We start from the raw sequence: 24,351 nt of genomic DNA, 5'->3' as shown, positions 1-24,351 counted from the left end.
AGGTCAGCCGGAGAACGGCCCCGGCCGTTCGACCGGTCCATAGAACCGGCGTTCGAAGACCGCACGGGCGCGCCGGGTCACCGCGAGGTAGTCTTCCTCGAGCTGATTCGCCGAACCCGGCGGGTACTCCATCATGCGGGCGACGCCGTCGAGCTGCATCCTGTCAGTGGGCAGCACATCCGCGGTCTTGTTCGTCCACAGGGTGATCGCCGAGCGGCACCGTGACGCGAACAGCCACGCGGCGCGGAGGACGGCGGCATCCGGTTCGGTGACCAAACCGGCGCGAGTGGCCTCCTCGAGTGCTTCGAGGGTTGACGTCGTGCGCAGGGCGGGGACGCTCGCGGCGTGCTGGAGCTGCAGCAACTGGACGAACCACTCCACATCGCTCAGCGAGCCGCGGCCCAGCTTGAGGTGCCGGTTCGGGTCGGCTCCCTGCGGGAGACGTTCGTTCTCGACGCGGGCCTTGATGCGCTTGATCTCACGGACGTCCTGGTCACTGATCTGTTCCGGGTACCGCACAGTGTCCATCACGGCGTGGAAGGACTCCAGGAGCGCGGGATCGCCCGCGACACCGCGGGCGCGCAACAGCGCCTGGGCCTCCCAGGTGAGCGACCACCGGCGGTAGTAGGCCTGGTAGGAATCGATGGACCGCACCACCGCACCGTTCTTGCCCTCGGGGCGCAGGCCGATATCCAGGTCGAACGGCAGCCGGTTGTCCTCGGTGAGTCGGTTCAGCTCCCGGACGATGAAGGTGGCCCGGTCGTGGGCCGCACCGCCCTCGAGGGCAGCGGGCCTGAAGACGTACATGACGTCAGCGTCGGAACCGAAACCGAGTTCGGCTCCCCCGAACCGGCCCATGGCGATCACAGCGAACTCGATGCCATCCGGAGCGAACGGACCGTCGTCCCCGGTGAGACCGGCACCACGGATGGCGCCGAGGATTCCCTGGATGATGACGGTGGAGATATCCGTCAGGCCCGCGGCGAGCTCGTCAATGCTGATGCGACCGAGGATGGCCGACAGCGCCAGGCGAAGCATCTCGCGTCGCCGGCTGGTGCGGAGCACGGACGCGGCGGCGTCGGGACTGCCGTGCCTGGCCAGCACGGCACGCGCCTCGTCCTGCAACACGCTGAGCGGGCGGGGGCGCAGGTCATTGTCGTGTTCCAGCCAGGCGACGGCCTCGGGAATGGTCTCCAGGAGTTCGCCGACGTACCGCGACGCCGAGAGCACCCGGGTGAGACGTTCGGCGGCCCCCGACGAGTCCCGGAGCATCCGCAGGAACCAGTAGGTGGAACCGAGGCTGTCGCTCAGCCGCCGGAAGGCCAGCAGCCCGTAGTCGGGGTCGGCGCCATCGGACAGCCACTGCAGCAGCACCGGCAACAGGTGTTGCTGAATGGTCGCCCGCCGGGACACACCGCTGGTCAGCGCGGCGATGTGGGCCAGGGCGCCCGTGGTGTTGCGGAAGCCGATCGCCGCCAGCCGGGCCTCGGCCTGCGCGCTGGTGAGGTTCAGGCCCTCAGCGGGCAGGGCGGCGACCGCGGAGAGCAACGGCCGATAGAACAGCCGTTCGTGCAGGCCGCGCACCCGGTGTTTGGTGGCCTCCCACCGGGTTGTCAGCGCCGCCGCGCTCGTGGCCAGGCCCGTCGCCCGTGCCAGGACCCGCAGCCCGGACTCGTCCCGGGGCAGCAGGTGTGTTCGGCGCAGCCGGTCCAGTTGCAGCCGGTGTTCCATCAGGCGCAGCATCCGGTAGTCCTGGGCGAACTCGGCGGCCTCGGCGCGACCGACGTAGCCGGCATCGGCCAGGGCGGCCAGGGCCGGCAGGGTGCCGGGCTGACGGATGTCGGGATCGGTCTGGCCGTGCACGAGCTGAAGCAGTTGCACGGTGAATTCAATGTCCCGCAGACCGCCGGGGCCCAGCTTGAGTTGCACGGCGACCTCGTCGGCGGGGATGTTACTGGTCACCCGTTCGCGCATCCGCTGCACGGAGTCGACGAAGTTCTCCCGGCTGGCGCTGGTCCATACCTTGGGGGCCACCGCGGCGACGTAGCGGGAGCCGAGCTCCAGGTCGCCGGCCAGGGGGTGTGCCTTCAGCAGCGCCTGGAACTCCCAGCTCTTGGCCCAGCGGTCGTAGTACGCGATGTGGGAGTCGAGGGAACGCACCAGGGCGCCGGACTTGCCCTCGGGGCGCAGGTTGGGATCGACCTCCCACAGCTCGGGCTCCATGCTGGGCTGGTTGAGCCCACGCATCATCAGGACCGCGAGCCGGGTGGCGATGTCCACCGCCCTGGCGGCGCTGAGCCCGGCGTCGTCGTTGCCCTCTGCGACGAAGATGACGTCAACGTCACTGACGTAGTTCAGCTCCCCCGCCCCCGCCTTACCCATTCCGATCACGGCGAGCTTGGTCAGCCGCACCTCGTCAACGGGATAGACGCCGTGCGCGGCCACGGTGCCGCTGCACATCCCCCTCGCGACCGCGAGGGAGGCTTCCAGCGCCGCCGCGGCCAGGTGCGCCAGGGTCCTGGCGATCCGGTCGAGTCCGGCCACGGGGTCGGCCTGTTCGAGGTCGAAGGCTGCCAGTTCGGCGAGCCGGCGGCGGTACCGCACCCGCAGGGCCACCCACCCGTCGTCGTCGATGAGTTCGGCGAAGCCATCCTTCGACTGGACGGCGTCGAGCAGGTCGTCTGTCAGCTCACGGAGCCCGGCCACGGCGGTGGTCTTCTCGTGCAACACCGCGAGTTCTGCCGGATGCCGGAGGAAAAAATCGGTCAACCCGGTCGAAGCCCCGGACACGAGCACCAGGCGCTGCAGGGCGCCGGGATGCCGCCGGAGCGCCACGAACTCGGTCGGGGCCTGGCGCACCAACGACAGCACGGCGAAGAGGGCCGCATCGGGATTCGCAGCCCGGGTGAGCAGCGGGAACAGATCCGACGGGTCAGGCCCGCCGAGTTCACCGACCTCGTCGAGACGCGCGCGGGCCTCGCCGAGATCGGCGAAGCCCACCCGAGCGAGGTCCGTCAGAGTCAACTGTTCTCTCGCCATGTCCTGTACCTGTCTGAGGTGAGTCCCTAGAGCATCTCGAGGTTCTTATTGAGTTCGAATGGGGTGACCTGCGAGCGGTACTCTCGCCATTCCTGACGCTTGTTCAGCAGCACATAGTTGAACACGTGCTCCCCCAGCGTCTCGGCGACCAGCTCGGACTCCTCCATGTACTGGATGGCATGGTCGAGGCTGGCGGGCAGCTGGTGGTAGCCCAGCGCGCGACGCTCGGTGTCGCTGAGTCCCCACACGTTGTCCTCGGCCTCCGGCGGAAGCTCGTAGCCCTCCTCGATGCCCTTGAGCCCGGCGGCGAGCATCAGCGAGTACGCGAGGTACGGGTTGGCTGCCGAGTCGATCGCCCGGTACTCGATGCGCGAGCTCTGGCCCTTGTTGGGCTTGTAGAGCGGAACGCGAATCAGCGCGGACCGGTTGTTGTGACCCCAGCACACGAAGCTGGGGGCCTCGTCGCCACCCCACAGGCGCTTGTACGAGTTCACGAACTGGTTGGTCACCGCCGTGATCTCCGGCGCGTGCCGCAGCAGACCGGCAATGAACTGACGCCCGGTCGTCGACAGCTGGTACTGCGCGCCGGCTTCGTAGAACGCGTTGGTGTCGCCCTCGAAGAGGGAGAGGTGGGTGTGCATTCCGGAGCCGGGCTGGTCGGAGAGCGGCTTGGGCATGAACGTCGCGTAGACGCCCTGCTCGATCGCCACCTCCTTGATGACGGTGCGGAAGGTCATGATGTTGTCGGCGGTGGTGAGAGCATCCGCGTAACGCAGGTCGATCTCGTTCTGGCCGGGGCCGGCCTCGTGGTGACTGAACTCCACCGAGATGCCGAGATCCTCGAGCATCCGCACCGACCGGCGCCGGAAGTCGTGCGCCGTGCCGCCGGGAACGTTGTCGAAGTACCCGGCAGAATCGACCGGGACCGGTCCGTTCTTGCCGAACTTGGACGATTTCAGGAGATAGAACTCGATCTCCGGGTGCGTGTAGAACGTGAAGCCTCGCTCGGCGGCCTTCGCCAGGGTGCGCTTGAGCACGTTCCGGGGGTCGGCGACGGCGGGCTGTCCATCCGGAGTGGTGATGTCGCAGAACATGCGGGCGGTGGGGTCGACCTCGCCCCGCCAGGGCAGGATCTGGAACGTGGTGGGGTCCGGGTGGGCCAGCACGTCCGCCTCGAACGAGCGCGTCAGGCCCTCGATCGCTGACCCGTCGAAGCCCAGTCCCTCGGCGAACGCACCCTCCACCTCGGCCGGCGCGATGGCAACCGACTTGAGGGTGCCGACCACATCGGTGAACCATAGTCGAATGAACTTGATGCCCCGTTCCTCGATGGTCCGAAGAACGAAGTCGCGCTGCTTGTCCATCCACGCCCTTTCTTGTTGCCCCTAGGCTACCGGCTGCCGACGGCGCGCGGGCGAAAACCGGCTGATCGCACCTGCGAATGACTCTCAGAATCGACCGCTGAGTACACTTGGGCACATGCCAGAGATCCCCACGCCAGACGCCGCCAACGCCGTCGAGGTGCAGAATCCATACGTCAGTGCCACCGCAGGGCCCAAGCGCGTGCGCACCAGGCATTTTCAGAACGCGAAGCAGCAGGGTATCCCGATCACGGGCCTGACCAGCTACGACATGCTCACCGCCCAGATTTTCGACCAGGCCGGCATCGACTTCCTACTGGTGGGAGATTCCGCCGGGAACAACGTCTTCGGTTACGAGACCACCCTCCCCGTCACCGTCGACGAGTTGATCCCACTGACCCGCGCCGTGGCCAGGGCCGTGACCCGGGCGCTGGTCGTTGCCGACATGCCGTTCGGCAGCTACGAGACCGGCCCGTCTGAGGCCCTGCACACCGCGGTGCGTTTCATGAAGGAAGCCCAGGCTCACGCCGTGAAGCTGGAGGGCGGGGTGCGCAGTCGCAAGCAGATCTCGCGGATCGTGTCTGCCGGCATCCCGGTCATGGGGCACATCGGCTTCACCCCCCAGAGCGAACACGGTTTGGGCGGGCACATGATACAGGGACGCGGCGCGGGCGCCGAACAGCTGATCACGGATGCTCTCGCCGTGCAGGACGCCGGCGCTTTCGCGGTCGTTCTGGAGATGGTGCCGTCAGGCGTCGCCGCAGAGGTCACCGAACGCCTGGAGATCCCCACCATCGGCGTCGGGGCCGGGCCCGGCGTCGACGGTCAGCTGATGGTCTGGACAGATTTCGCCGGCCTGACCGGGGGACGCGTGCCCCGGTTCGTGCGGCAGTACGCGAACCTGCGTTCGGTCCTCACCGATGCGGTGCACTCGTTCAAGAACGACGTCGATTCCGGCGCCTATCCGGGCCCCGAGCACAGCTACGAGTAAACACTGCCGGAGCGGGTGCGCCTCAGCGGTCCTCGGCCTCGTCGTCTTCGGCCCATTTGGCGCTGTTGGCGCGGAGCTTGTCGAGGGCGTTCGTCGCCTCGTCGAATGTCGAGAACGGGCCTACCCTGTCGACGGACGGCGACAGCATGCCCTTCTCGACGGCGCCAGTGCGCATGTTGTACCAGAACTGGTGATCAGCATCTTCGGCCATAAGGTTGATCCTATGCCTAAGGATTCAATCGGTCACCTCGTTCCGGGAGCCGTGTCCAGCCACCGCTCCGTTCCCTCCCACATCGTTCGGCCCGAGTATGTCGGGCACACCGCGCCGGCCCGGTTCACCGGATCCGATGTCTACTCCCCCGAACGCATCGCACTGATCCGGGAGTCCGGCCGCATCGCCGCGAACGCGATCCAGGCGGTCGGGCGTGCGGTGCGCCCCGGGGTCACGACCGAGGAACTGGACAGGGTCGGCCACGAGTTCCTGATCCGGAACGACGCCTACCCGTCCACGCTCGGCTACCGCGGCTACCCGAAGTCGCTGTGCTCCTCGGTCAACGAGGTCATCTGCCACGGAATTCCTGACGACACCGTGCTCGAAAACGGTGACATCGTCAATATCGACATCACCGCGTACAAGAACGGGGTGCACGGTGATTCCAACGTCACCTTCATCGTCGGCGAGGCCACCGAGGAGGTCACCCTGCTCGTCGACCGCACCCGGGAGGCCCTGGCGCGCGGAATCAAGGCCGTGGCACCCGGACGGCAGGTGAACGTGATCGGCCGCACCATCGAGTCGTACGCCAAGCGGTTCGGCTACGGGGTCGTTCGCGACTTCACCGGTCACGGGGTGGGGGACGCGTTCCACTCGGGCCTGATCATTCCGCACTATGACTCCGCACCGCAATACGACACCGTCATGGAGGTAGGCATGGTGTTCACCATCGAGCCCATGCTGACCCTCGGCACCAGTGACTGGGACATGTGGGCGGATGACTGGACGGTTCTGACCCGTGATCGCAGCATCACCGCGCAGTTCGAGCACACCCTGGTGGTCACCGAACGTGGCGCCGAAATCCTGACGCTGCCGCAGCCGGTAGATTGACATCATGAGTTCAACCACTGCCATCGGCATCGATATCGGCGGAACCGGCATCAAGGGGGCTGTGGTGGACCTGTCCACCGGGGCCCTGCTCTCCGACCGCGTCAAGCTGCCCACTCCCAAGGGCGGCCGGCCCCAGGACATCATCGAGACCACCCGCCAGCTCCTGGCAACGGTGTCCGCCGGAACGGGCGAGATGCCCATCGGCGTGTGTTTCCCCGCCGTCGTCAAGCACGGTCACACGATGTCGGCGGCCAATGTGTCCGACAAGTGGATCGGCCTCGCCGCGGAAAAACTTTTCGAGAAGGGCCTGGGCGTGCCCATCCACTTCGTCAACGACGCTGACGCGGCCGGATACGCGGAGTCGACGTTCGGCGCGGCCAGGGGCGTCGACGGTGTCGTGCTGCTCACCACGCTGGGCACCGGCATCGGCACGGCCCTGATCAACGACGGGGCCCTGGTGCCCAACACCGAGTTCGGTCATCTGGAGATCGACGGCGTGGACTACGAGACCCGCGCGGCCTTCTCGGCCAAGGAACGGGACAACCTCAGCTGGGAGAAGTGGGCGTCACGCCTGCAGAAGTATTACTCCAAGCTGGAGTCCCTGTTTACTCCCGACCTGTTCATCGTCGGCGGCGGCGTATCGAAACACCACGAGAACTTCCTTCCCCTGCTGGACCTGAACACCCGGATCATCCCGGCCGTCCACCGCAACAATGCCGGCATCCTGGGCGCAGCCGCCCTGGCCGTCAAGCACGCGCCAGTTTCCGCATAGCGGACTCCGGCCTCGCCGACTCCGCTTAGCTGTACGCCCGGGTGCTCTGGCGCTGCTGACGCGCCCGCCACCAGAGTCGCACCCGGTGCGCGAGCCGTCGGACGACCGTGGTGACCCGGTGGGCAGCGGGGAACTCCGTGCCGAGCACGGCGACGCCCACGAAGACGATCAGCCAGCCCGGTCCCGGCAGGGGAACCAGGATGAGACCGACGACCATGACCGTCAGCCCGGCGAGGGCGACGAGCAGCCGATACGGCGCCCGCAGGCGCGGGTGAGCGTGGATCCAGGTCCGGGACCGGCCGAGCAGCGCCCTGAACCGCAACCAGACCCCGGACGAGGCCGTGGCCGGGCGGTGCGTGGTGACGGCATCGGACGTGGACCCGGGGGTGCTCATGGCCCCAGCGTAGGAGCACCGGCTGGGAATGCACCACCCCCGCGGCACGGTCCCGCGCAACTCACAGGTTCGAGAGGGGAATGGGCCGACTATTACGCCGGGTTTTGTCCCGGTTTTCACCATGGACGGCCATCTATCTCGGGACTACGTTGCCGCAGCCCTCTAGCGGTCTACCCGGAAACTCGGCGAGCCGCCTTGGCGTTTCCTGTTCGACCTTGCTCCGGACGAGGTTTACCTAGCCGGCCAGGTCACCCTGGCCCCTGGTGGTCTCTTACACCACCGTTTCACCCTTACCCCCGGCTTGCGCCGGTGGCGGTCTACTTTCTGTGGCACTGTCTCGCGGGTTGCCCCGGGTGGGTGTTACCCACCGTCCTGCTCTGTGGAGCCCGGACGTTCCTCGGCATCACGAGCTGTGAAAAGCCCGGATGACGCGACCGTCTTGTCGACCCATTCCGTCGTCGAGCCTACAGCGCCCCGGCCCTGTTGCCGAACCGGGCCCTGGCGGCGGCCTGCTCTAGATGCCGGATTCCTCGGTGCGGACGAGGATGGCGCCGCAGTCCGGGCAGAAGACGATGTCGTCGGCGGGCGCTGCCCGCACCTCTTCGAGGTCGTTGCCCGTCAGGGTCATGGTGCATCCGCTGCAGGTGCGGGCGCGGAGCAGGGACGCCGCGTTGCCCCGCCCGGCCACGCGCCGCTTCTCGTACAGCCCCGACAGGTCCTCGCCGATGGCGGAGACGATCGCGACCCGGTCCCGGGCCAACTCGCCCAGCTGGCGGTTCAGATCGACCAGAAGCGCGTCGCGGTCGGCTTCAATTCCGGCGACCCGGCCCGCGACGTCGGCGCGTTCGGATTCGGTCTCAGCGACGGCCGCTTCCTTGTCCTCGAGACGTTCCATCACCGCGAGTTCGATCTCCTCGAGCGCGGCCAGACGCGCGCCCAGGGCGGTGAGTTCGCTCTCCAGTGCGTGAACATCCTTCATCGAGGAGGTGTGCTGGGCGCGCTCGGTATCGCGGGCGATGCGCTTCTCGACCACCTCGACATCAGACTCGATGCGGCGCAATTCGATCTGGGCGTCCTCGACCTCGCCGACCTGACCGGTCAGGACCGTCTTGGACGCATCGAGTCCGCGGCCCAGCTCTGCAAGCTCGGCGTGTTGCGGCAACGCCTTGGCCTGATACTCGACCTGCTGCAATTTGATATCGAGGGCCTGGAGCCGCAGAAGCTCCTTCTGCTCGGTGGGAGATGCCTTCACAATGTCCTGACCTTCATGATTATGGAGTTGAAATGAACGGGGGTGAGCCAGGCTCACTGGGTGACGGCGAAGTCCCAGGGGTCGGTCCGCACGTCGCTGACCTCGATGCGGATGCCGGGCAGCCTCTGCCGCAGCGCCGAGGCGGCGACGTCCAGCCAGAGCCATTCGCTGGCCCAGTGTGACACGTCGATGAGGGCGGGGCCAACCCCCGCCAGGATCGACTGTTCCCTGGACTCCGACGCCGGGTGATGCCGGAGGTCGGAGGTGATGAACACGTCGGCGGAGCGCACGGCAGGTTCGCGCAGCAGCGAGTCACCGGCTCCCCCGCACAGGGCGACGGTCTGGATCGTGTCGGCATAGCCGCCGGCCACACGCACACCCGTCGCCGTCGGGGGGATCAGCGCCGCCAGGCGGCGGGCGAGAAGACCGAGCGTCGTGGGCTCCGGGAGCCGGCCGACCCGACCGATACCCGTGCCAGGGACCAGTCCACCCGTGATCGGGCGCGTGTCGACCAGGCCCAGACTGGAGGCGATGACATCGGAGACCCCGTCTTCGACGACGTCGGCATTGGTGTGGGCGGCCAGCAGGCCGCAATCGGCACGGATCAGCCGAGCGAGCAGGGCACCCTTGTAGCGGTCTTCGGCGACGCTGGTGACCCCGCGCAGCAGCAGCGGGTGATGGGCCAGCAACAGGTCGGCCCCGGAGGTGATCGCTTCCGCGACGGTCTCGGAGACGACATCGACGGCCAGCAGAATGGAATCGACCCGACGCGCGGGGTCGCCACTGATCAGACCCGGCGCATCCCATTCCTCGGCGCCGGACAGGGGCCACAGTTCATGGGAGACCCGGGCGACTTCAGCGAGCGAGAATGACACCCTGTCAGCCTACTATCCGGCGGCCGCCACAACCGGCGACGTGCCGACGCTCACCAGCCCAGTGTGCCCGGCGCACCCTTGAACGGGCCGACGATCCGGTCGGTGATCCACCCGCCGTAGAAGTCGCCCGGCTGAGCGCGCACGAGTTCGCCGTCCACCGTGCACTCGTCGAGCCGGCCGGGGTAGACGGCCACCCGGCCGGCCAGCGATTCGAAGCCGGCCTCCGGATGGGGATAGTGCCAGGCAACCGCATCGGCCCGTCGGTCGCCGACGACGATGCTGAGGTAGGACGCCAGCCCTTTGTACTCGCAGAAACTGTGCCCGTTGACCGGGGCGAGCACACCGGCCGAGAACGCGTCCCTCGGCAGGTAGTAGGTGGGCGGATGGCTGGTCTCCAGCACGCGAACGCTGTCCCTGGTATCGGCGATCACTGTGCCGTTGAACCGGAGCACAACATGCTCCAGACTCGGTTCCACCCGCGGCGGGCGCGGGTAGTCCCAGACCGACTCCTGGCCGGGACCCGGTATCGCCGGGTGCCGGTTCGTGGCGCTCATCGGCTGACTACCGCGGGCGCAACCCGGCGCCGTACACGGCTGCCTGGGTGCGCCTGGCCATGCCGAGCTTGGCGAGCAGGCCCGACACATAGTTCTTCACGGTCTTCTCGGCCAGGTCGAGCTGGTCACCGATCTGCCGGTTCGTCAGTCCCTCCGCGATCAGCTCGAGCACCTGGCGCTCCCTCGTCGTGAGATTGGAGGCCGGCGAATCCGCGGCGGTGCCGGTGAGCTCGGTGACCACCTTGCGGGTCACGGCCTTCTGCACGAGGGACTCGCCGCGGGCGACCCGACGGATGGACTCGACCAGGTGCTGCCCGCGGATGTCCTTGAGGACGTAGCCGGATGCGCCGGCGAGGACAGCCGAGTAGCTGGCCTCGTCGTCGTCGTATGCGGTGAGCATGAGGCACTGCACCCCGGGGTTGGCCGAGCGGATGGTGCGGCACACGTCGATACCGCTGCCGTCGGGCAGCCGCACGTCGAGGACCGCCACGTCGGGTACCGTTGCCGCGACCCTGGCGACCGCCTGCCGAGCCGTCGACGCTTCACCGACGACCTCGAGGTCGGGCTCTGCGTTGATCATGTCCGCGATTCCGCGGCGCACCACTTCGTGGTCATCCACCAGGAAGACTCGGATCATCACGATTCCTTTCGTACAGGTTCAGGTTCGATGAGGGCGGTCCAGCGCAGTCGGCTGCCGCCCCTGGCACGGTTCTCGAGGACGAGGTCGCCGCCCCACTGCTGCGCCCTGGCGGAGAGGTTGGCCAGTCCGCTGCGCCGGTCGGATTCCACGACGCCGATGCCGTTGTCGACCACCTCGATCACCACCAGGTCGTCCGCGACACTGAGGTTGACGACGGTTTCGGTGGCGTCGGCATGACGGATCACGTTCATCAGCCCCTCCCGGATGACCGCGGCGATGTCATCGGACATCTCCGGCGGGGTCAGCAGGTCGATCGGGCCGGTGAAGACCAGGCGGGGGGTCTGGTCGAAGAGCGACGCGAGCTCACTGAGCAGGTCGATCACACGGTGACGGATCGAGCCGCGGTCGCGGCTGGTCTCGGCGGTCAGGGCGAAGATGGCCGTGCGGATCTCGACGATCGCCACGTCGAGCGCCACGACCTCCTCGATGATGCGCTCCCGGACGTTGGGGTCGTCAACCGACCCGCTGATGGCCTGCAGCCCGATGCCGGCCGCGAACACCCGCTGGATGACGTTGTCGTGCAGATCGCGGGCGATCCGGCTTCGGTCTTCCAGCAGCGCCAGTTTCTGGCCGGCGGACCGACCGCGGGCAAGTTCGAGCGCAACACTGGCCTGGCCGGCGAAGTCCGCTGCCATCTCGAGGTCGGAGGTGGTGAAACGGGGTCGGCCGGAGGAGCGGGACACCGTCATGACACCGTGGGTGCGGCCGGAGGCCAGAAGCGGGATCACCATTGTCGGGCCGAGCACCAGCTGGGCGTCCGGCTGGTCGAGGCTGGCACCGCCGTCGGCCGTGAGGATCGGCTGACCGCTTTCGAAGGCCCGCCCGACGGTGGTTCCGGCGGACGGGATGACGAGTCCCTTCACTTGCTTGGCGAGTTTTCCCCTGGCGGTGTCGACGATGAGCGTGCTTTCGCCTGCGGCGAGGACCACACAGACCAGATCGGCGTCGGCCAGTGACGCGAAACGATCGGCGAGGAGTTCGAGGGAGGCATCCGCCCGGTCGGAGAGCAGCGCGGCGCTGATCTCGGCCGATGCCGCCGACCAGCGCTGCCGGCGGCGGGTCTCGTCGAAGAGACGGGCGTTGTCGATCGCGATGCCCGCCGTGGCGGCCAGGGCGGTCAGCAGTTCCTCGTCTTCTTCGCTGAACGCGCCGGACACCTGATTGGACAGGTAGAGGTTGCCGTACACCTCGCCGCGCACCCGCACGGGCACGCCGAGGAAGCTGTCCATCGGCGGGTGGTGCGCCGGAAAGCCCGAAGATCGGGGATCCTCGCCCAGGTGCGTCAGGCGGATGGCGTGCGGGTCGTCGATGAGGGCGCCCAGTAGACCGTGCCCGGCCGGTAAGTGGCCGATCGACGTGGCCAGCTCGTCCGGGATGCCGACGTGGATGAATTGCTCCAGATTGCCGTTGGGTGCGATGACACCCAGCGCGCCGTACCGGGCTCCGACGAGGTCGACGGCGACGTCCACGATGCGGCGGAGCACGGCCGCGAGGTCGAGTTCTTCGACGACGGCCTGGCTCGCCTGAAGCAGGCTGCGCAGCCGCCCCTGGGTGGCGAGCACCTTCTGGGCGTTCAGGACGAGTTCGGACAGCGCCTGGTCAAGAGCGGACCGCGGTCCGTCGGGAAACGAAAGCCTGGTCTCAGGAACGGTCACGGAATGCGTCCCCTTTCGGTCGGAGCTAGCCCAAAGTGTACCTGACTGGGACCTTCGGCCCTTCCCCGGATTCGCACTCCGGCCCATTCTGGAGATGTGTCATCTCCCGAAGCACCCCGGGAAGAACTGGAGATCAGCTCATGGTTGAGAGAGTGATCGTAGCCGTTGACGGGGGGCCGGCGAGCCGGGCCGCCCTGGACTGGGCGTTGGCCAGGGCCGAGGACGTGCCGCTGAGTCTGGAGCTGACCACCGTCGTTGAACTCGGCTGGTCGCCGGTCGGCGGCCCCGAGGATGATTTTCAGCCCGTCTACGAACGTGCCCTGGCCGAGGCCACCCGTTTTGTGGCGCAGAACGTCCCCGCGGTCAAGGCGACAGGTGTCGTGCGCCGTGGTGTTCCCGTCGACGAGTTGGTGCGGGCTTCGTCCGCGGCCGACCTGCTCGTGATCGGGACCAACAAGACCAGCGCGCTGGCCGGCGCCGTGCACGGCACGTTGCCGCTTCGGCTCGCCGCTCACGCGCACTCGGCCGTCGTGGTCGTTCCGGCCGGCTGGGTCGCCGGCGGCGACAGGGTCGTGGTCGGCATCGAGGATGACGGCACCATGGATGCCCCCCTCGACGTCGCGGCGGCCGAGGCCGCCCGCCGCGCCGTACCGCTCGTACTCGTGCATGCCTGGTCGATCCCGGCGACTCTCGGTGTGGACTACGGCGCCGCTGTGCCGTTCGACGCCCTGATCGAGGCGCACGAGGACATCCTGGCCCGTGCCCTCGAACGGGTCAGGGCCCAACACCCGGCGGTCGACGCATCCGGGACCCTGGTACAGGGCGCCGCGGCGCCTGCCCTGGTCGAAGCAGCCGGGCACGCGGCGCTTCTCGTCGTGGGAACACACGGCCGCGGTGCCGTGGCCGGACTGATTCTCGGCTCCGTCAGTCACGACGTGCTCCTGAACATGCCCTGCCCGGTCGTCGTCGTGCCGCGCAGCCGGCCCGCCGCCGAGCCGCAGCGATCGGGGGCGTCAGAATGAGCGCCACCTACTACATCGGTGTCGACGGTTCCGGCCCGAGCCGAGCCGCGTTGCGCTGGGGGGTCCGCCGCGCCGCAGAGCGGAACGCCGACGTGGTACTCGTCAACACGGTCGACGACGAATGGGGTCTGGTCGGCCGGGACGCTGCCGCCGATGCGGAACGTCAGGCCAAAGAACTTCTGATCGAGGAGTCCGCCCGGGTCACAGCGCTGCACTCCGGGGTGACCCTGACAACGCGGATCGTGCACGGCGGCACGGCGTGGGCGCTCGCCACACTGCCCAGCCCCGAGGACCTTCTGATCGTCGGCACCCACAAGACCGGCTTCCTGCGCGGCCGGGTGCTCGGCTCGCGGAGCGTGCAGATCGCCTCTGCGGCGCGCTGCTCGGTGGCCATCGTGCCAGACACGACTCTCGATTCCCGCCACGACGTCGTCGTCGGCGTTGACGGCACCGACGGCGCCCTGTCCGCGGTGCGGCTGGGCGCGCAGGAGGCGGCCAGACTCGACCAGGATCTGCTCCTGGTTTACGCTCCTCCGGGCTCGCCTCGATCCGAGTCGTCGCGCTCGGACCCTGTTGAGGACCGTAGCCCGCAGGCCGCGCGTATGCTGCAGGACGCCGCCACCGAGGCCGCCACCATGGCGTCCCGGATCACGGTGCGACGCCGTGTCGCGCACCGGGACCCGGCCGAGGCCCTCCTCGACGCCAGTTTCGACGCCGCCCTGTTGATCCTGGGAGTATCGACCCGGCACGGCGAGAACACGCTGATCGGTTCGGTCACCCACGACGTCCTAATGAACATCAACGTCCCCGTTCTCATCGCACGCGGGCTCCCCACCACGAGCGACACGACGTCGCTCGCATCGTCGGCCAGCGCCTGAGGGCATCCGAACCCGCTGCTTTCCCGCACGGTGATGCTGCCGGGCGCGGTCAGTAGTCGAATTCGTCGAACTGTGGCGACCCCTGCGGCGCACCCGCCCACGCCAGCGACGCGGCCATCGTACCCACCCGCACCTTGTCCTGCAGCGCTTGGGTCGTCGCGATCTCGGTCAGTTCCCAGTCGCTTTCGGTGCTGGTCACGCAGACCAGTTGGCTGGACGACCCGATCAGGAACTGCGCCCGACCGTGACTGCCGTCAGCGGTTATCACCGGGATGTCGACGACATCGGTTTCCCGACGGTTGCTCAGCGCTTCGGCATAGAGCATCACAGCGTCAGCCAGTGCGGTACCGGTGACTATCGAGCCACCCGGATGAAAAATGCGTTTCATGATGCTTCCCTGCTTGTCACGGAAAAAGACACGTGCAGCCAGGGTCTGGGGCTATAGGCAAATACTACGTCCGTGCGGACTAAAGCGCGAGGTCTCCGCTGACAATCTGCGCGGCCACCTCGGCCAGCGGCAGCCCGTTCGACCGCGCGTGCTGGCGCATCAGAGCGAAGGCCTCGTCCATGGTGGCGCTCCGGGTGTAGGCCACGACGCCCTTGGCCTGTTCGATCACGACTCGGCTGCTCAACGCGTACTGCAACTGCTGCCGGGCGACGTCACTTTCCCGCAACGCCCGTTCCTGGAGGATCCCGATCGTGGCCACGTCGGCGAGGGCCTGCACCGTCGGCGCGTCGGAACCCGGCAGCCCACCGGTGCGGTCCCAGAACAGGTTCAGCGACCCGATCGTGGTCGTCCGCAGGCGCATCGGCACCGAGAACATCGACCTGAAGCCTTGCTCGACGGCGCCGGCACGGAATCGGGGCCACTTCGGACCGGAGCCCTCGATGTCGGGAACGGAGACGGCGTGCCCGGTGATGACACTTTCCACGCACGGACCGGAACCGCTGCGCAGCTGGAGGATCTCGATGAGGCGGCTGCGCTCGTTGGTGGAAGCGACGACCTCGAACTCCTCATCGTCGGTGAGGATGATGCCCGCGGCCGAGGCGTCGAAGAGCGGCACGCACTGGGTGACGAGGGTGTGCAAGAGATCGACGAGATCGTAGCCGACCACCAGAGTGTCGGCGAGAGTCACGAAGGCCTCGACGAGTTGGCCCTCGCGTGTCTGTGTCGCCATCACCCCATCATAAATCACGCGTGGCTACCGACGATCAGAAGTGTGTGGGCCCTACCGGGCTCGAACCGATGACATCCACGGTGTAAACGTGGCGCTCTACCAACTGAGCTAAAGGCCCCGACCGAAGATTTTCGGATAACAGGATGGCACGAGCTTAGCGACATTCCGGCCGGGAGGAAAACTAGGCCGGCTGCAGCTCGTCGAGGGCTGCCCGATACGCCGCGAGCGAGCGGGCCTCCCCCGGAGCGGTGATGAAACTCGCCCGGATGATGCCGTCCGGATCGATCAGGAAGGTCGCCCGGTTGGCGAAGCCCTTGTCTTCGAGGAAGACCCCGTACTCCTTGGCGACGGCGCCGTGCGGCCAGAAGTCGGCGAGCAGGGTGAACCCGTAGCCCTCCTGGTCTCCCCAGGCCCGCAGGGTGTGCCGGGAGTCCACGGAGATACCGATCAGCTCGACACTGTTGTCGGCGAAGAGCGCGAGGTTGTCGCGCAGCTCGCAGAGTTCGCCGCTGCAGATTCCGGAGAAGGCCAGGGGGAAGAACACCAGCGCCACGGACTTCTCACCCCGGTACCGGCTGAGCTGGATTCGCTCGCCGTACTGGCTGACGAGCTCGAAGTCGGGTGCCTGGGTGTCATTCTCCAGCGCCATGGTGCGTGTCCTTTCCGGCCATCGGGGGACGATGGCTGAATACGGGGGGCAAGCCTAGCCGCCCCAGGAGGCTTCACCAACACTGACCCGGCATACTGCGGCGCCGCCGTACGCGCTTCCCAGTAAGAATCACTAGGCTGACGGGGTGCCTTTCGGTCGTGACCCGACCTAGTTCTGTCCGGCACGCCTAACCAGGCATGATCTTCCCCCACACGATCTGCCCTACAGAAAGAGGTCGAGTGTGACTGTCAACGACCAAGACCCGTATTCAATGGACAACTCGGACGCCGATCCGGATGAGACGTCCGAATGGTCGCAATCCCTCGACGCGCTGGTCGCGGCCAACGGCCCCGGCCGGGCCCGCGAGATCATGCTCAGCCTGCTCAAGCGGTCCAAGGAATTGCACCTGAACGTTCCGATGGTGCCCACCACGGACTACATCAACACCATCGCCTCGTCGAACGAGCCTGACTTCCCCGGCGATGAAGACATCGAGCGCCGCTACCGCGCCTGGATCCGTTGGAACGCCGCCGTGCTCGTGCACCGCGCCCAGCGCCCCGGCATCGCGGTCGGCGGCCACATCTCGACGTACGCCTCCTCAGCTGCTCTCTACGAGACCGGCTTCAACCACTTCTTCCGCGGCCAGGACCACCCGGGCGGTGGAGACCAGATCTTCATCCAGGGCCACGCCTCCCCCGGCACCTACGCCCGCGCCTTCCTGGAGGGCCGTCTGAGTGCCAACCAGCTCGACGGTTTCCGTCAGGAGAAGTCGCACGCGCCCGACGGCATCTCGTCGTACCCGCACCCCCGGTTGATGCCGGACTTCTGGCAGTTCCCGACGGTCTCGATGGGCCTGGGCCCGATCAACGCGATCTACCAGGCGCAGTTGAACCGGTACCTGACCAACCGGGGCATCAAGGACGCCAGCGACCAGCAGGTCTGGGCCTTCCTCGGCGACGGCGAGATGGACGAGGTCGAAAGCCGCGGACAGCTCCAGGTCGCCGCCAATGAGGGTCTCGACAACCTCAACTTCATCGTCAACTGCAACCTGCAGCGACTCGACGGTCCGGTGCGCGGTAACGGCAAGATCATCCAGGAGCTGGAGAGCTTCTTCCGCGGCGCCGGCTGGAACGTCATCAAGGTGGTGTGGGGCCGCGAGTGGGACGACCTGCTCTCCCGTGACACCGACGGTGCCCTGCTGAACCTGATGAACGTCACCACCGACGGTGACTACCAGACCTACAAGGCCGAGAGTGGCGCCTACGTGCGCGAGAACTTCTTCGGTCGCGACCCGCGCGCGCTCAAGCTCGTCGAGGGTTACACCGACGACGAGGTCTGGAACCTCAAGCGTGGTGGCCACGACTACCGCAAGGTCTACGCCGCGTTCAAGGCCGCATCGGAGCACAAGGGCCAACCGACGGTCATCCTGGCGAAGACGGTCAAGGGCTACGGCCTGGGCCCGAGCTTCGAGGGGCGCAACGCGACCCACCAGATGAAGAAAATGACGCTGGACAACCTCAAGACCTTCCGCGACAGCATGCACGTGCCGATCACGGATGCGCAGCTCGAGGCCAACCCGTACCAGCCGCCGTACTACACCCCCGGTGAGAACGACGAGGCGATCCAGTACATGCACGAGCGCCGCCGCGCGCTCGGCGGCTACCTGCCCGAGCGTCGCAGCAAGTACACCCAGGTGAACCTGCCGGACGACTCGACCTACGCCGTGACCAAGAAGGGCTCCGGCACCCAGGAGATCGCCACCACCATGGCGTTCGTCCGGCTGCTCAAGGAGCTGCTGCGCTCGAAGGACTTCGGCCACCGCATCGTGCCGATCATCCCCGACGAGGCTCGCACCTTCGGCATCGACGCGTTCTTCCCGAACGCGAAGATCTACAACCCCAACGGTCAGCACTACACGTCGGTGGACCACGCGCAGCTGCTGGCCTACAAGGAAAGCCCGCAGGGCCAGATCATCCACGTCGGCATCAACGAGGCCGGCGCCCTCGCCGCCTTCACGAACGTCGGAACGTCGTACGCCACCCAGGGTGAGCCGCTCATCCCGGTGTACGTGTTCTACTCGATGTTCGGCTTCCAGCGCACCGGCGACGCCATGTGGGCCGCCGGCGACCAGATGGCCCGCGGCTTCATGATCGGCGCCACCGCCGGCCGGACCACCCTCACCGGTGAAGGCCTGCAGCACGCCGACGGCCACTCGCCGTTGCTCGCGTCGACCAACCCGGCCGTCGTGTCGTACGACCCCGCCTTCGGGTACGAGATCGGGCACATCGTCCGGTCCGGCCTCGAGCGGATGTACGGCGGCACCCACACCGACCCGAACGTCATGTACTACATCACCGTGTACAACGAGCCGCAGGTGCAGCCCGTCGAGCCGGCCGATGTCGACGTCGACGGCATCATCCGCGGCATCCACCGCGTGTCGGAGTCCACCGTGGCCGGCCCGAAGGCCCAGCTGCTGGCCTCCGGCGTTGCGGTGCCGTGGGCACTCGAAGCGCAGACCCTGCTCGCCGAGGACTGGGGGGTGTCCGCCGATGTCTGGTCGGTCACGTCCTGGTCGGAACTGCGCCGGGACGGCCTCGCGGCGGAGGAGCACAACTTCCTCTTCCCGAACGAGGAGCCGCGTACCGCGTATGTGACGGACAAGCTCGCCAACACGGCCGGTCCGTTCGTGGCGGTGTCCGACTTCATGCACGCCGTTCCGGATCAGATCCGCCAGTTCATCCCCGGCGACTTCGCCACCCTGGGTGCCGACGACTTCGGGTTCTCCGACACCCGCCCCGCGGCTCGCCGGTTCTTCAAGATCGACGGCCCGTCCATGGTGGTCCGCACGCTGCAGCAGCTCGCCAACAGCGGTGAAATCGACCGCAGCCTCATCCAGCAGGCGATCGACAAGTACCGCCTTCACGATGTCCTGGCCGGCAACACCGGCTCGGCCGGTGGCGAGAGCTAACCCGGACCGTGTCACCGGCGCCGAAGACAAAGGAACAGACCCTCACCTGGTTGCGCACAATTTCGGGTGAGTTGTCTACGGCGACTCTGAAACGACTCGAGGACACGCTGCCCTGGTATGGCGACATGCCACCAGGGCGGCGGTCCGCCGTCGGCCTGGTGGCCCAGGCCGGCATCACCTCCTTCATCTCCTGGTACGACGACCCACGGTCCACACCGTGGATCGCGGCGGATGTCTTCGGCGCCGCTCCCCGGGAACTGCTCCGCTCGGTGAGCCTGCAGCAGACCCTGCAGCTGATCAGGGTGACCGTCGAGGTCGTCGAAGAGCGGGTCAAGGACGGCTCGGAGACCCTCCGCGAGGCGATCCTGCTGTACTCCCGCGAAATCGCCTTCGGTGCCGCGGATGTCTACGCCCGCGCCGCGGAGGCCCGTGGGCTCTGGGACGCCAGGCTCGAGGCCTTGGTCGTCGACTCCATCCTCAGCGGCGAGTACGACGACGAACTGCCCAGCAGGATCGCGGCCCTCGGCTGGCACGGCCACGGCGAGGTCTGTGTGCTCGTGGGCACCACACCGAAGATGCTCGACGTCGACCAGCTACGCCGGGCGGCGCGGCACATGACCGCCGACGTGCTGATCGGCGTGCAGGGCAACCGGCTGGTGCTGGTCATCGGCCGGGCCCACCCGGCCAACCCCGAGGCCGACGAAGCCGCCGGAGGACCGTCCTCACTCAGTTTCATGGAGATCGCCATGCAGCTCGAGCCCAGCTTCGGCCCCGGCCACCTCGTCCTCGGTCACGAGGTGCCCAACCTCGTCGATGCCTCCAAAAGCGCCAAGGCGGCCCTGGCCGGGTTCGCCGTCGCCCGCTCCTGGCGGAACGCTCCCAGGCCGGTGCAGGCCGACGACCTGCTTCCCGAGCGGGCCCTGGCCGGTGATCCGCTCGCGCGCGCCACGCTCATCCACCGGATCTATCGCCCGTTGCAGGCGCACTCCACCGAACTCCTCACCACGCTGTGGTGCTACCTGGACAACGGCCGCTCGCTCGAGGCGACGGCGCGTGAACTGTTCGTGCATCCCAACACCGTGCGTTACCGCCTCAAGCGGGTGTCCGACGTGATCGGCTATGACGCGACGGGGGCCAGAGAGGCGCTCATCCTGCAGTCGGCGCTGATCATCGGTTCGATCAGTGACCACGACGGCTCGACTCGGCGCCGCTGAACCCCCGTTTGCGGTATCTGACAAACGTTCCGCGGATAGTCGGTAGATTGCCCACACCCTCCGTCCGTTTCGAATTGGGAGACTAAGGAAATGATTGTTGTCGTCTGTCCCGGTCAGGGCTCGCAAACGCCCGGATTCCTCGAACCCTGGCTGCAGGATCCGGCCTATGCCGAACAGCTCCGCGCCATGTCGGAGCAGTCCTCGACCGACCTCGTGACGGCGGGAACTGTCGCTGATGCCGACACGATCCGCGACACCGCGATCGCCCAGCCGCTCATCGTGGCCGCCGGGCTCCTCGCCCTCACCGCCCTGTTCGCCGACGGCCGGCGCGACGCCATCGGCGGTATCGCCGGGCACTCCGTCGGGGAGATCACCGCCGCGGCCGGCGCCGGAGTCCTCAGCTCCTCGGACGCTCTCACCTTCGTCGGGGAGCGCGGGCGTGCCATGAAGGCCGCAGCCGCCGTCACGCCCACCGGCATGAGCGCCGTCCTCGGCGGGGACGAGGCCGAACTCCTGGCCCGACTCGCAGACCTCGGCCTGGAACCGGCCAATTTCAACGGCGGCGGCCAGATCGTGGTCGCCGGTGACCTCGACGCCCTCGCCGCCCTCGCCGCTGATCCGCCCGCCAAGAGCCGCGTCATCCCGCTCCAGGTCGCCGGCGCCTTCCACACCCGCCACATGCGTCCCGCCGTCGCGCACCTCGCCGACGTGGCGACAGGCCTGAACCCGCAGACCCCGACCCTGCCGCTGTGGACGAATCATGACGGCAGCACCGTGGCCGACGGGTCGCGTTTCGTCGACCTGCTCGTCGGTCAGGTGTCGTCGCCGGTACGGTGGGACCTGTGTATGCAGTCGTTTGCCGACGCTGGAGTGACCGGAATCATCGAGGTCGCACCGGCCGGCGCACTCGTCGGACTGGCCAAGCGCGCCCTGCGGGGCATCCCGAGCGTGGCCATCAAGACCCCCGACGACCTGCCCGCTGCGTACGACCTGATCGACCGCCAGGCCTGAATCAGCCAGAGTCGCCACCGGAAGAGACGAATGACCCAGCCACAACTCCTGCAGTCGCAGGGCGCCCAGTACACCCGCATCCTCGCCGTCGGCGCCGCCCGCGGCGACCTCATTGTTCCCAACGACGACATCGTCGGCCCGATCGACTCGTCCGACGAGTGGATTCAGCAGCGCACCGGAATCATCACCCGCACCAGGGCCAGCCAGGATGTGCTGGCCGTCGACCTCGCAACGACCGCCGCACTCGAGGCCATCGAACGCTCCGGCATCGCCCCTGAGCTCATCGACGCCATCATCATCGCCACCATCAGCAACGGCCGCCAGACGCCGTCGATGGCCGCCGTCGTCGCCGAGCGTATCGGTGCGGTTCCCGCCGCCGCCTTCGACCTCAACGCCGCCTGCGCCGGCTACGCCTACGGTGTCGCCCAGGCGGATGCCCTCATCCGGTCCGGCGCCGCCCACTATGCCCTGGTCATCGGTGCGGAGAAACTCTCCGACATGGTCGACCCCACCGACCGGAGCATCTCGTTCCTGCTCGGTGACGGTGCAGGCGCCGTTGTCATCGGCCCGAGCGACTACCCCGGCATCTCCGCCTCAGTGTGGGGCTCGGACGGGCGCGCTGACGCCGTGGGGATGAACGGCACCCTGCAGGAATACCGACGGGGCGAGAAGGAATGGCCGACCCTGCGCCAGGAGGGCCAGACCGTCTTCCGCTGGGCCGTCTGGGACATGGCGAAGATCGCCAAGCAGACCCTGGCCGCCGCCGGCATCACCGCCGACCAACTCGCCGCCTTCATCCCGCACCAGGCGAACATGCGCATCGTCGACGAGTTCGCCAAGCAGCTCAAGCTGCCGGAGTCCGTCGTCATCGCCCGCGACATCGCCACGACCGGGAACACCTCGGCCGCGTCGATCCCCCTAGCCACCCACCGCTTGCTCGAGGAACACCCCGAACTCAGCGGAGGTCTTGCCCTCCAGATCGGCTTCGGAGCCGGCCTGGTTTACGGCGCGCAGGTGGTTGTGCTGCCGTAGCTCCCCTCTGTCCAACTAAACTGAATCTCGGTCAAACGAGACACCCCCAAGGAGAAACAACATGGCATTGTCCACCGAAGAAGTTCTTGCCGGCCTGGCCGAGCTCATCAACGACGAGACGGGCATCGCAACCGACACGGTTGAGCTGGACAAGTCGTTCACCGACGACCTGGACATCGATTCCATCTCGATGATGACCATCGTCGTCAACGCTGAAGAAAAGTTCGACGTCAAGATCCCCGACGAAGAGGTCAAGAACCTCAAGACCGTCGGCGACGCCGTCGAGTTCATCGTCAAGGCCCAGGACTAGGTCCACGCCCGAACGGGCCGGTTGGCTCTGCCAGCCGGTCCGTTCTCCAGGGACGCTCCAACCGGGGTTTCCACCTCGTTTCGCACACGTTCTCACTCGAGCACGTTCTGACGGAGAGTCGTTGTTATGACCAAAAAAATCGTTGTCACCGGCCTCGGTGCCACCTCGCCCCTCGGCGGGAACGCCACCGACACCTGGAACGCCCTCCTCGCCGGCGAGTCCGGCGCATCCACTCTGGACTACGAGTGGGTTGAGCGCACCGCGCTCCCCATCACCTTCGCCGCCCAGGCCAGGGTGCGCCCCGTCGACGTTCTGGCCCGTCAGGAAACCAAACGCCTCGACCCGTCCAGCCAGTTCGCCCTGATCGCCGGCCGCGAGGCCTGGGCCGATGCCGGGATGCCTGAGGTCGACCCCGAACGTCTCGCCGTCGACTGGGCCACCGGCATCGGCGGAGTGTGGACCCTGCTCGACGCCTGGGACACCCTGCGCGAGCGTGGACCCCGTCGGGTCCTGCCGATGACCGTGCCCATGCTGATGCCCAACGGTCCCGGAGCAGCGATCGGCATGGACCTGCACGCCCGCGCCGGCATCACGACGGTCGTGTCGGCGTGTGCGTCCAGCACCGAATCTCTCGTCAACGCGTACAACCGTCTGCAGGCCGGACTGGCCGACGTCGTCATCGCCGGTGGCTCGGAGGCGGCCATCCACCCGCTGCCGATCGCATCCTTCGCGGCGATGCAGGCGCTCTCCAAGCGGAACGACTCCCCCGCCACCGCGTCCCGCCCGTATGACGTCAGCCGCGACGGCTTCGTGCTCGGCGAAGGCGCTGCGGCCCTCGTGATCGAAACCGAAGAGCACGCCCTCGCCCGTGGTGCGCACATCTACGCCGAACTGCTCGGCGGCTCCATCACGAGCGACGCCTACCACATCACCGCGCCGGATCCCGAGGGATCGGCCGCCGCGCGGGCCATGATCGCGACGATCCACAACGCCGGGGCCGACCTGTCCGACGTGATGCACATCAATGCCCACGCCACGAGTACCCCGGTGGGCGACATCGCTGAGTACAACGCGCTCCGCCGCGTGTTCGGGGACCTCCTCGACGGAATCCCGGTCTCGGCAACCAAGGCGTCCACCGGGCACCTGCTCGGCGGAGCCGGCGCGATCGAGGCGCTGTTCACGGTGAAGGCCCTGGCCGAACGGATCCTTCCGCCGACCATCAACCTGACCCAGCAGGACCCCGCCATCCCGCTCGACGTGGTCACCTCGCCGCGTGCCCTGGGCACCGGCGATCTCCTGGCCATCAGCAACTCGTTCGGTTTCGGCGGCCACAACGCCGTCGTCGCGTTCCGCTCGGTCTAGCCGTCGCGGGCGGGGCCCCGGCCTCGCCCGCA

The 24,351-nt window shown here is 67.6% G+C and carries 23 protein-coding genes, 1 tRNA gene and 1 other RNA gene; 11 read left to right on the top strand and 14 right to left on the bottom strand.

The window, feature by feature from the left end; translation table 11 throughout:
• Positions 1 to 3 precede the first annotated feature (3 nt).
• Together E3T22_RS09575 and glnA are read right to left on the bottom strand one after the other, a co-directional pair.
• A complete protein-coding gene (locus E3T22_RS09575; protein ID WP_134409392.1) occupies positions 4 to 3,039 on the bottom strand; it encodes a bifunctional [glutamine synthetase] adenylyltransferase/[glutamine synthetase]-adenylyl-L-tyrosine phosphorylase in 3,036 nt (1,011 codons plus the stop codon).
• A 26-nt stretch (positions 3,040 to 3,065) separates the two neighbouring features.
• Positions 3,066 to 4,403, bottom strand: coding sequence for a type I glutamate--ammonia ligase (gene glnA / locus E3T22_RS09570; protein ID WP_066595282.1), 1,338 nt, complete (start codon positions 4,401 to 4,403; stop codon positions 3,066 to 3,068).
• A gap of 115 nt (positions 4,404 to 4,518) precedes the next feature.
• Here glnA and panB point away from each other — a divergent pair, with 115 nt between their 5' ends.
• Positions 4,519 to 5,391 carry a 3-methyl-2-oxobutanoate hydroxymethyltransferase gene (gene panB / locus E3T22_RS09565; protein ID WP_134409393.1) on the top strand — a complete coding sequence of 291 codons (873 nt, stop codon included), beginning with the start codon at positions 4,519 to 4,521 and terminating at the stop codon, positions 5,389 to 5,391.
• A 22-nt stretch (positions 5,392 to 5,413) separates the two neighbouring features.
• On the opposite strand, the gene E3T22_RS09560 is transcribed toward panB, so the two are convergent.
• Complete coding sequence (locus E3T22_RS09560) at positions 5,414 to 5,602, bottom strand: SPOR domain-containing protein (RefSeq protein ID WP_088456154.1); 189 nt, start codon at positions 5,600 to 5,602, stop codon at positions 5,414 to 5,416.
• Between the two features lie 12 nt (positions 5,603 to 5,614).
• Here E3T22_RS09560 and map point away from each other — a divergent pair, with 12 nt between their 5' ends.
• Together map and ppgK are read left to right on the top strand one after the other, a co-directional pair.
• The gene (gene map, locus E3T22_RS09555; RefSeq protein ID WP_088456153.1) at positions 5,615 to 6,493 is read left to right on the top strand and encodes a type I methionyl aminopeptidase; all 879 of its coding nucleotides are present in this window, start codon (positions 5,615 to 5,617) and stop codon (positions 6,491 to 6,493) included.
• Between the two features lie 4 nt (positions 6,494 to 6,497).
• The gene (gene ppgK, locus E3T22_RS09550; protein ID WP_088456152.1) at positions 6,498 to 7,265 is read left to right on the top strand and encodes a polyphosphate--glucose phosphotransferase; all 768 of its coding nucleotides are present in this window, start codon (positions 6,498 to 6,500) and stop codon (positions 7,263 to 7,265) included.
• 25 nt (positions 7,266 to 7,290) lie between these two features.
• Here the strand turns inward: ppgK and E3T22_RS09545 are convergent, their stop codons facing one another.
• The 7 genes from E3T22_RS09545 to E3T22_RS09515 form a co-directional block, all read right to left on the bottom strand.
• The gene (locus tag E3T22_RS09545) at positions 7,291 to 7,659 is read right to left on the bottom strand and encodes a TIGR02611 family protein (RefSeq protein WP_088456151.1); all 369 of its coding nucleotides are present in this window, start codon (positions 7,657 to 7,659) and stop codon (positions 7,291 to 7,293) included.
• Between the two features lie 77 nt (positions 7,660 to 7,736).
• An RNA gene (rnpB, locus tag E3T22_RS09540) (RNase P RNA component class A) lies at positions 7,737 to 8,109 on the bottom strand.
• Positions 8,110 to 8,173: 64 nt separating this feature from the next.
• The gene (locus E3T22_RS09535; RefSeq protein WP_241983653.1) at positions 8,174 to 8,968 is read right to left on the bottom strand and encodes a zinc ribbon domain-containing protein; all 795 of its coding nucleotides are present in this window, start codon (positions 8,966 to 8,968) and stop codon (positions 8,174 to 8,176) included.
• Positions 8,965 to 9,786, bottom strand: coding sequence for a Nif3-like dinuclear metal center hexameric protein (locus E3T22_RS09530; protein ID WP_088456149.1), 822 nt, complete (start codon positions 9,784 to 9,786; stop codon positions 8,965 to 8,967). The genes E3T22_RS09535 and E3T22_RS09530 overlap by 4 nt, the downstream gene beginning before the upstream one ends.
• 50 nt (positions 9,787 to 9,836) lie before the next feature.
• Entirely contained in the window at positions 9,837 to 10,340 is a 504-nt protein-coding gene (locus tag E3T22_RS09525) for a DUF427 domain-containing protein (protein ID WP_088456148.1), read from the bottom strand.
• A gap of 7 nt (positions 10,341 to 10,347) precedes the next feature.
• Positions 10,348 to 10,977, bottom strand: a complete 630-nt coding sequence (locus E3T22_RS09520; RefSeq protein WP_088456147.1) for a response regulator transcription factor — start codon at positions 10,975 to 10,977, stop codon at positions 10,348 to 10,350.
• The gene (locus E3T22_RS09515; RefSeq protein ID WP_240632454.1) at positions 10,977 to 12,695 is read right to left on the bottom strand and encodes a GAF domain-containing protein; all 1,719 of its coding nucleotides are present in this window, start codon (positions 12,693 to 12,695) and stop codon (positions 10,977 to 10,979) included. The genes E3T22_RS09520 and E3T22_RS09515 overlap by 1 nt, the downstream gene beginning before the upstream one ends.
• Before the next feature lie 140 nt (positions 12,696 to 12,835).
• Between E3T22_RS09515 and E3T22_RS09510 the strand changes: the two genes are divergently transcribed.
• The gene (locus E3T22_RS09510) at positions 12,836 to 13,717 is read left to right on the top strand and encodes a universal stress protein (RefSeq protein WP_103459760.1); all 882 of its coding nucleotides are present in this window, start codon (positions 12,836 to 12,838) and stop codon (positions 13,715 to 13,717) included.
• Entirely contained in the window at positions 13,714 to 14,595 is an 882-nt protein-coding gene (locus E3T22_RS09505) for a universal stress protein (RefSeq protein WP_088456144.1), read from the top strand. Before E3T22_RS09510 ends, E3T22_RS09505 begins: the two co-directional genes overlap by 4 nt.
• Positions 14,596 to 14,644: 49 nt before the next feature.
• On the opposite strand, the gene E3T22_RS09500 is transcribed toward E3T22_RS09505, so the two are convergent.
• From E3T22_RS09500 to E3T22_RS09485, 4 genes are all read right to left on the bottom strand, one after another.
• Positions 14,645 to 14,983, bottom strand: coding sequence for a hypothetical protein (locus E3T22_RS09500; protein WP_133159863.1), 339 nt, complete (start codon positions 14,981 to 14,983; stop codon positions 14,645 to 14,647).
• Between the two features lie 79 nt (positions 14,984 to 15,062).
• Positions 15,063 to 15,773, bottom strand: a complete 711-nt coding sequence (locus E3T22_RS09495) for a GAF and ANTAR domain-containing protein (RefSeq protein ID WP_134479993.1) — start codon at positions 15,771 to 15,773, stop codon at positions 15,063 to 15,065.
• A gap of 45 nt (positions 15,774 to 15,818) precedes the next feature.
• Positions 15,819 to 15,891 (bottom strand) — tRNA-Val (locus E3T22_RS09490).
• 63 nt (positions 15,892 to 15,954) lie between these two features.
• Positions 15,955 to 16,422, bottom strand: a complete 468-nt coding sequence (locus E3T22_RS09485) for a peroxiredoxin (RefSeq protein WP_088456141.1) — start codon at positions 16,420 to 16,422, stop codon at positions 15,955 to 15,957.
• A gap of 241 nt (positions 16,423 to 16,663) precedes the next feature.
• Here E3T22_RS09485 and aceE point away from each other — a divergent pair, with 241 nt between their 5' ends.
• The 6 genes from aceE to E3T22_RS09455 all read left to right on the top strand — a co-directional run bounded on the left by aceE (position 16,664) and on the right by E3T22_RS09455 (position 24,319).
• The gene (gene aceE / locus E3T22_RS09480; protein ID WP_088456140.1) at positions 16,664 to 19,390 is read left to right on the top strand and encodes a pyruvate dehydrogenase (acetyl-transferring), homodimeric type; all 2,727 of its coding nucleotides are present in this window, start codon (positions 16,664 to 16,666) and stop codon (positions 19,388 to 19,390) included.
• Positions 19,391 to 19,461: 71 nt separating this feature from the next.
• Positions 19,462 to 20,604 (top strand): PucR family transcriptional regulator, encoded by a 1,143-nt coding sequence (locus tag E3T22_RS09475; protein WP_370289680.1) that lies wholly within the window; start codon positions 19,462 to 19,464, stop codon positions 20,602 to 20,604.
• A gap of 90 nt (positions 20,605 to 20,694) precedes the next feature.
• Positions 20,695 to 21,615, top strand: a complete 921-nt coding sequence (locus E3T22_RS09470; RefSeq protein WP_088456138.1) for an ACP S-malonyltransferase — start codon at positions 20,695 to 20,697, stop codon at positions 21,613 to 21,615.
• A gap of 30 nt (positions 21,616 to 21,645) precedes the next feature.
• Complete coding sequence (locus tag E3T22_RS09465) at positions 21,646 to 22,647, top strand: beta-ketoacyl-ACP synthase III (RefSeq protein WP_088456137.1); 1,002 nt, start codon at positions 21,646 to 21,648, stop codon at positions 22,645 to 22,647.
• Between the two features lie 61 nt (positions 22,648 to 22,708).
• On the top strand, positions 22,709 to 22,957 hold the full coding sequence (locus E3T22_RS09460; protein ID WP_022883990.1) for an acyl carrier protein: 249 nt from the start codon (positions 22,709 to 22,711) through the stop codon (positions 22,955 to 22,957).
• 126 nt (positions 22,958 to 23,083) lie between these two features.
• Positions 23,084 to 24,319 (top strand): beta-ketoacyl synthase, encoded by a 1,236-nt coding sequence (locus E3T22_RS09455; protein ID WP_103459755.1) that lies wholly within the window; start codon positions 23,084 to 23,086, stop codon positions 24,317 to 24,319.
• Positions 24,320 to 24,351: the final 32 nt, after the last annotated feature.

The sequence above is a fragment of the Cryobacterium sp. TMB3-10 genome (assembly GCF_004402305.1).
Lineage (GTDB): Bacteria > Actinomycetota > Actinomycetes > Actinomycetales > Microbacteriaceae > Cryobacterium > Cryobacterium zongtaii.
This window is presented reverse-complemented; position numbering and strand designations above follow the sequence as displayed.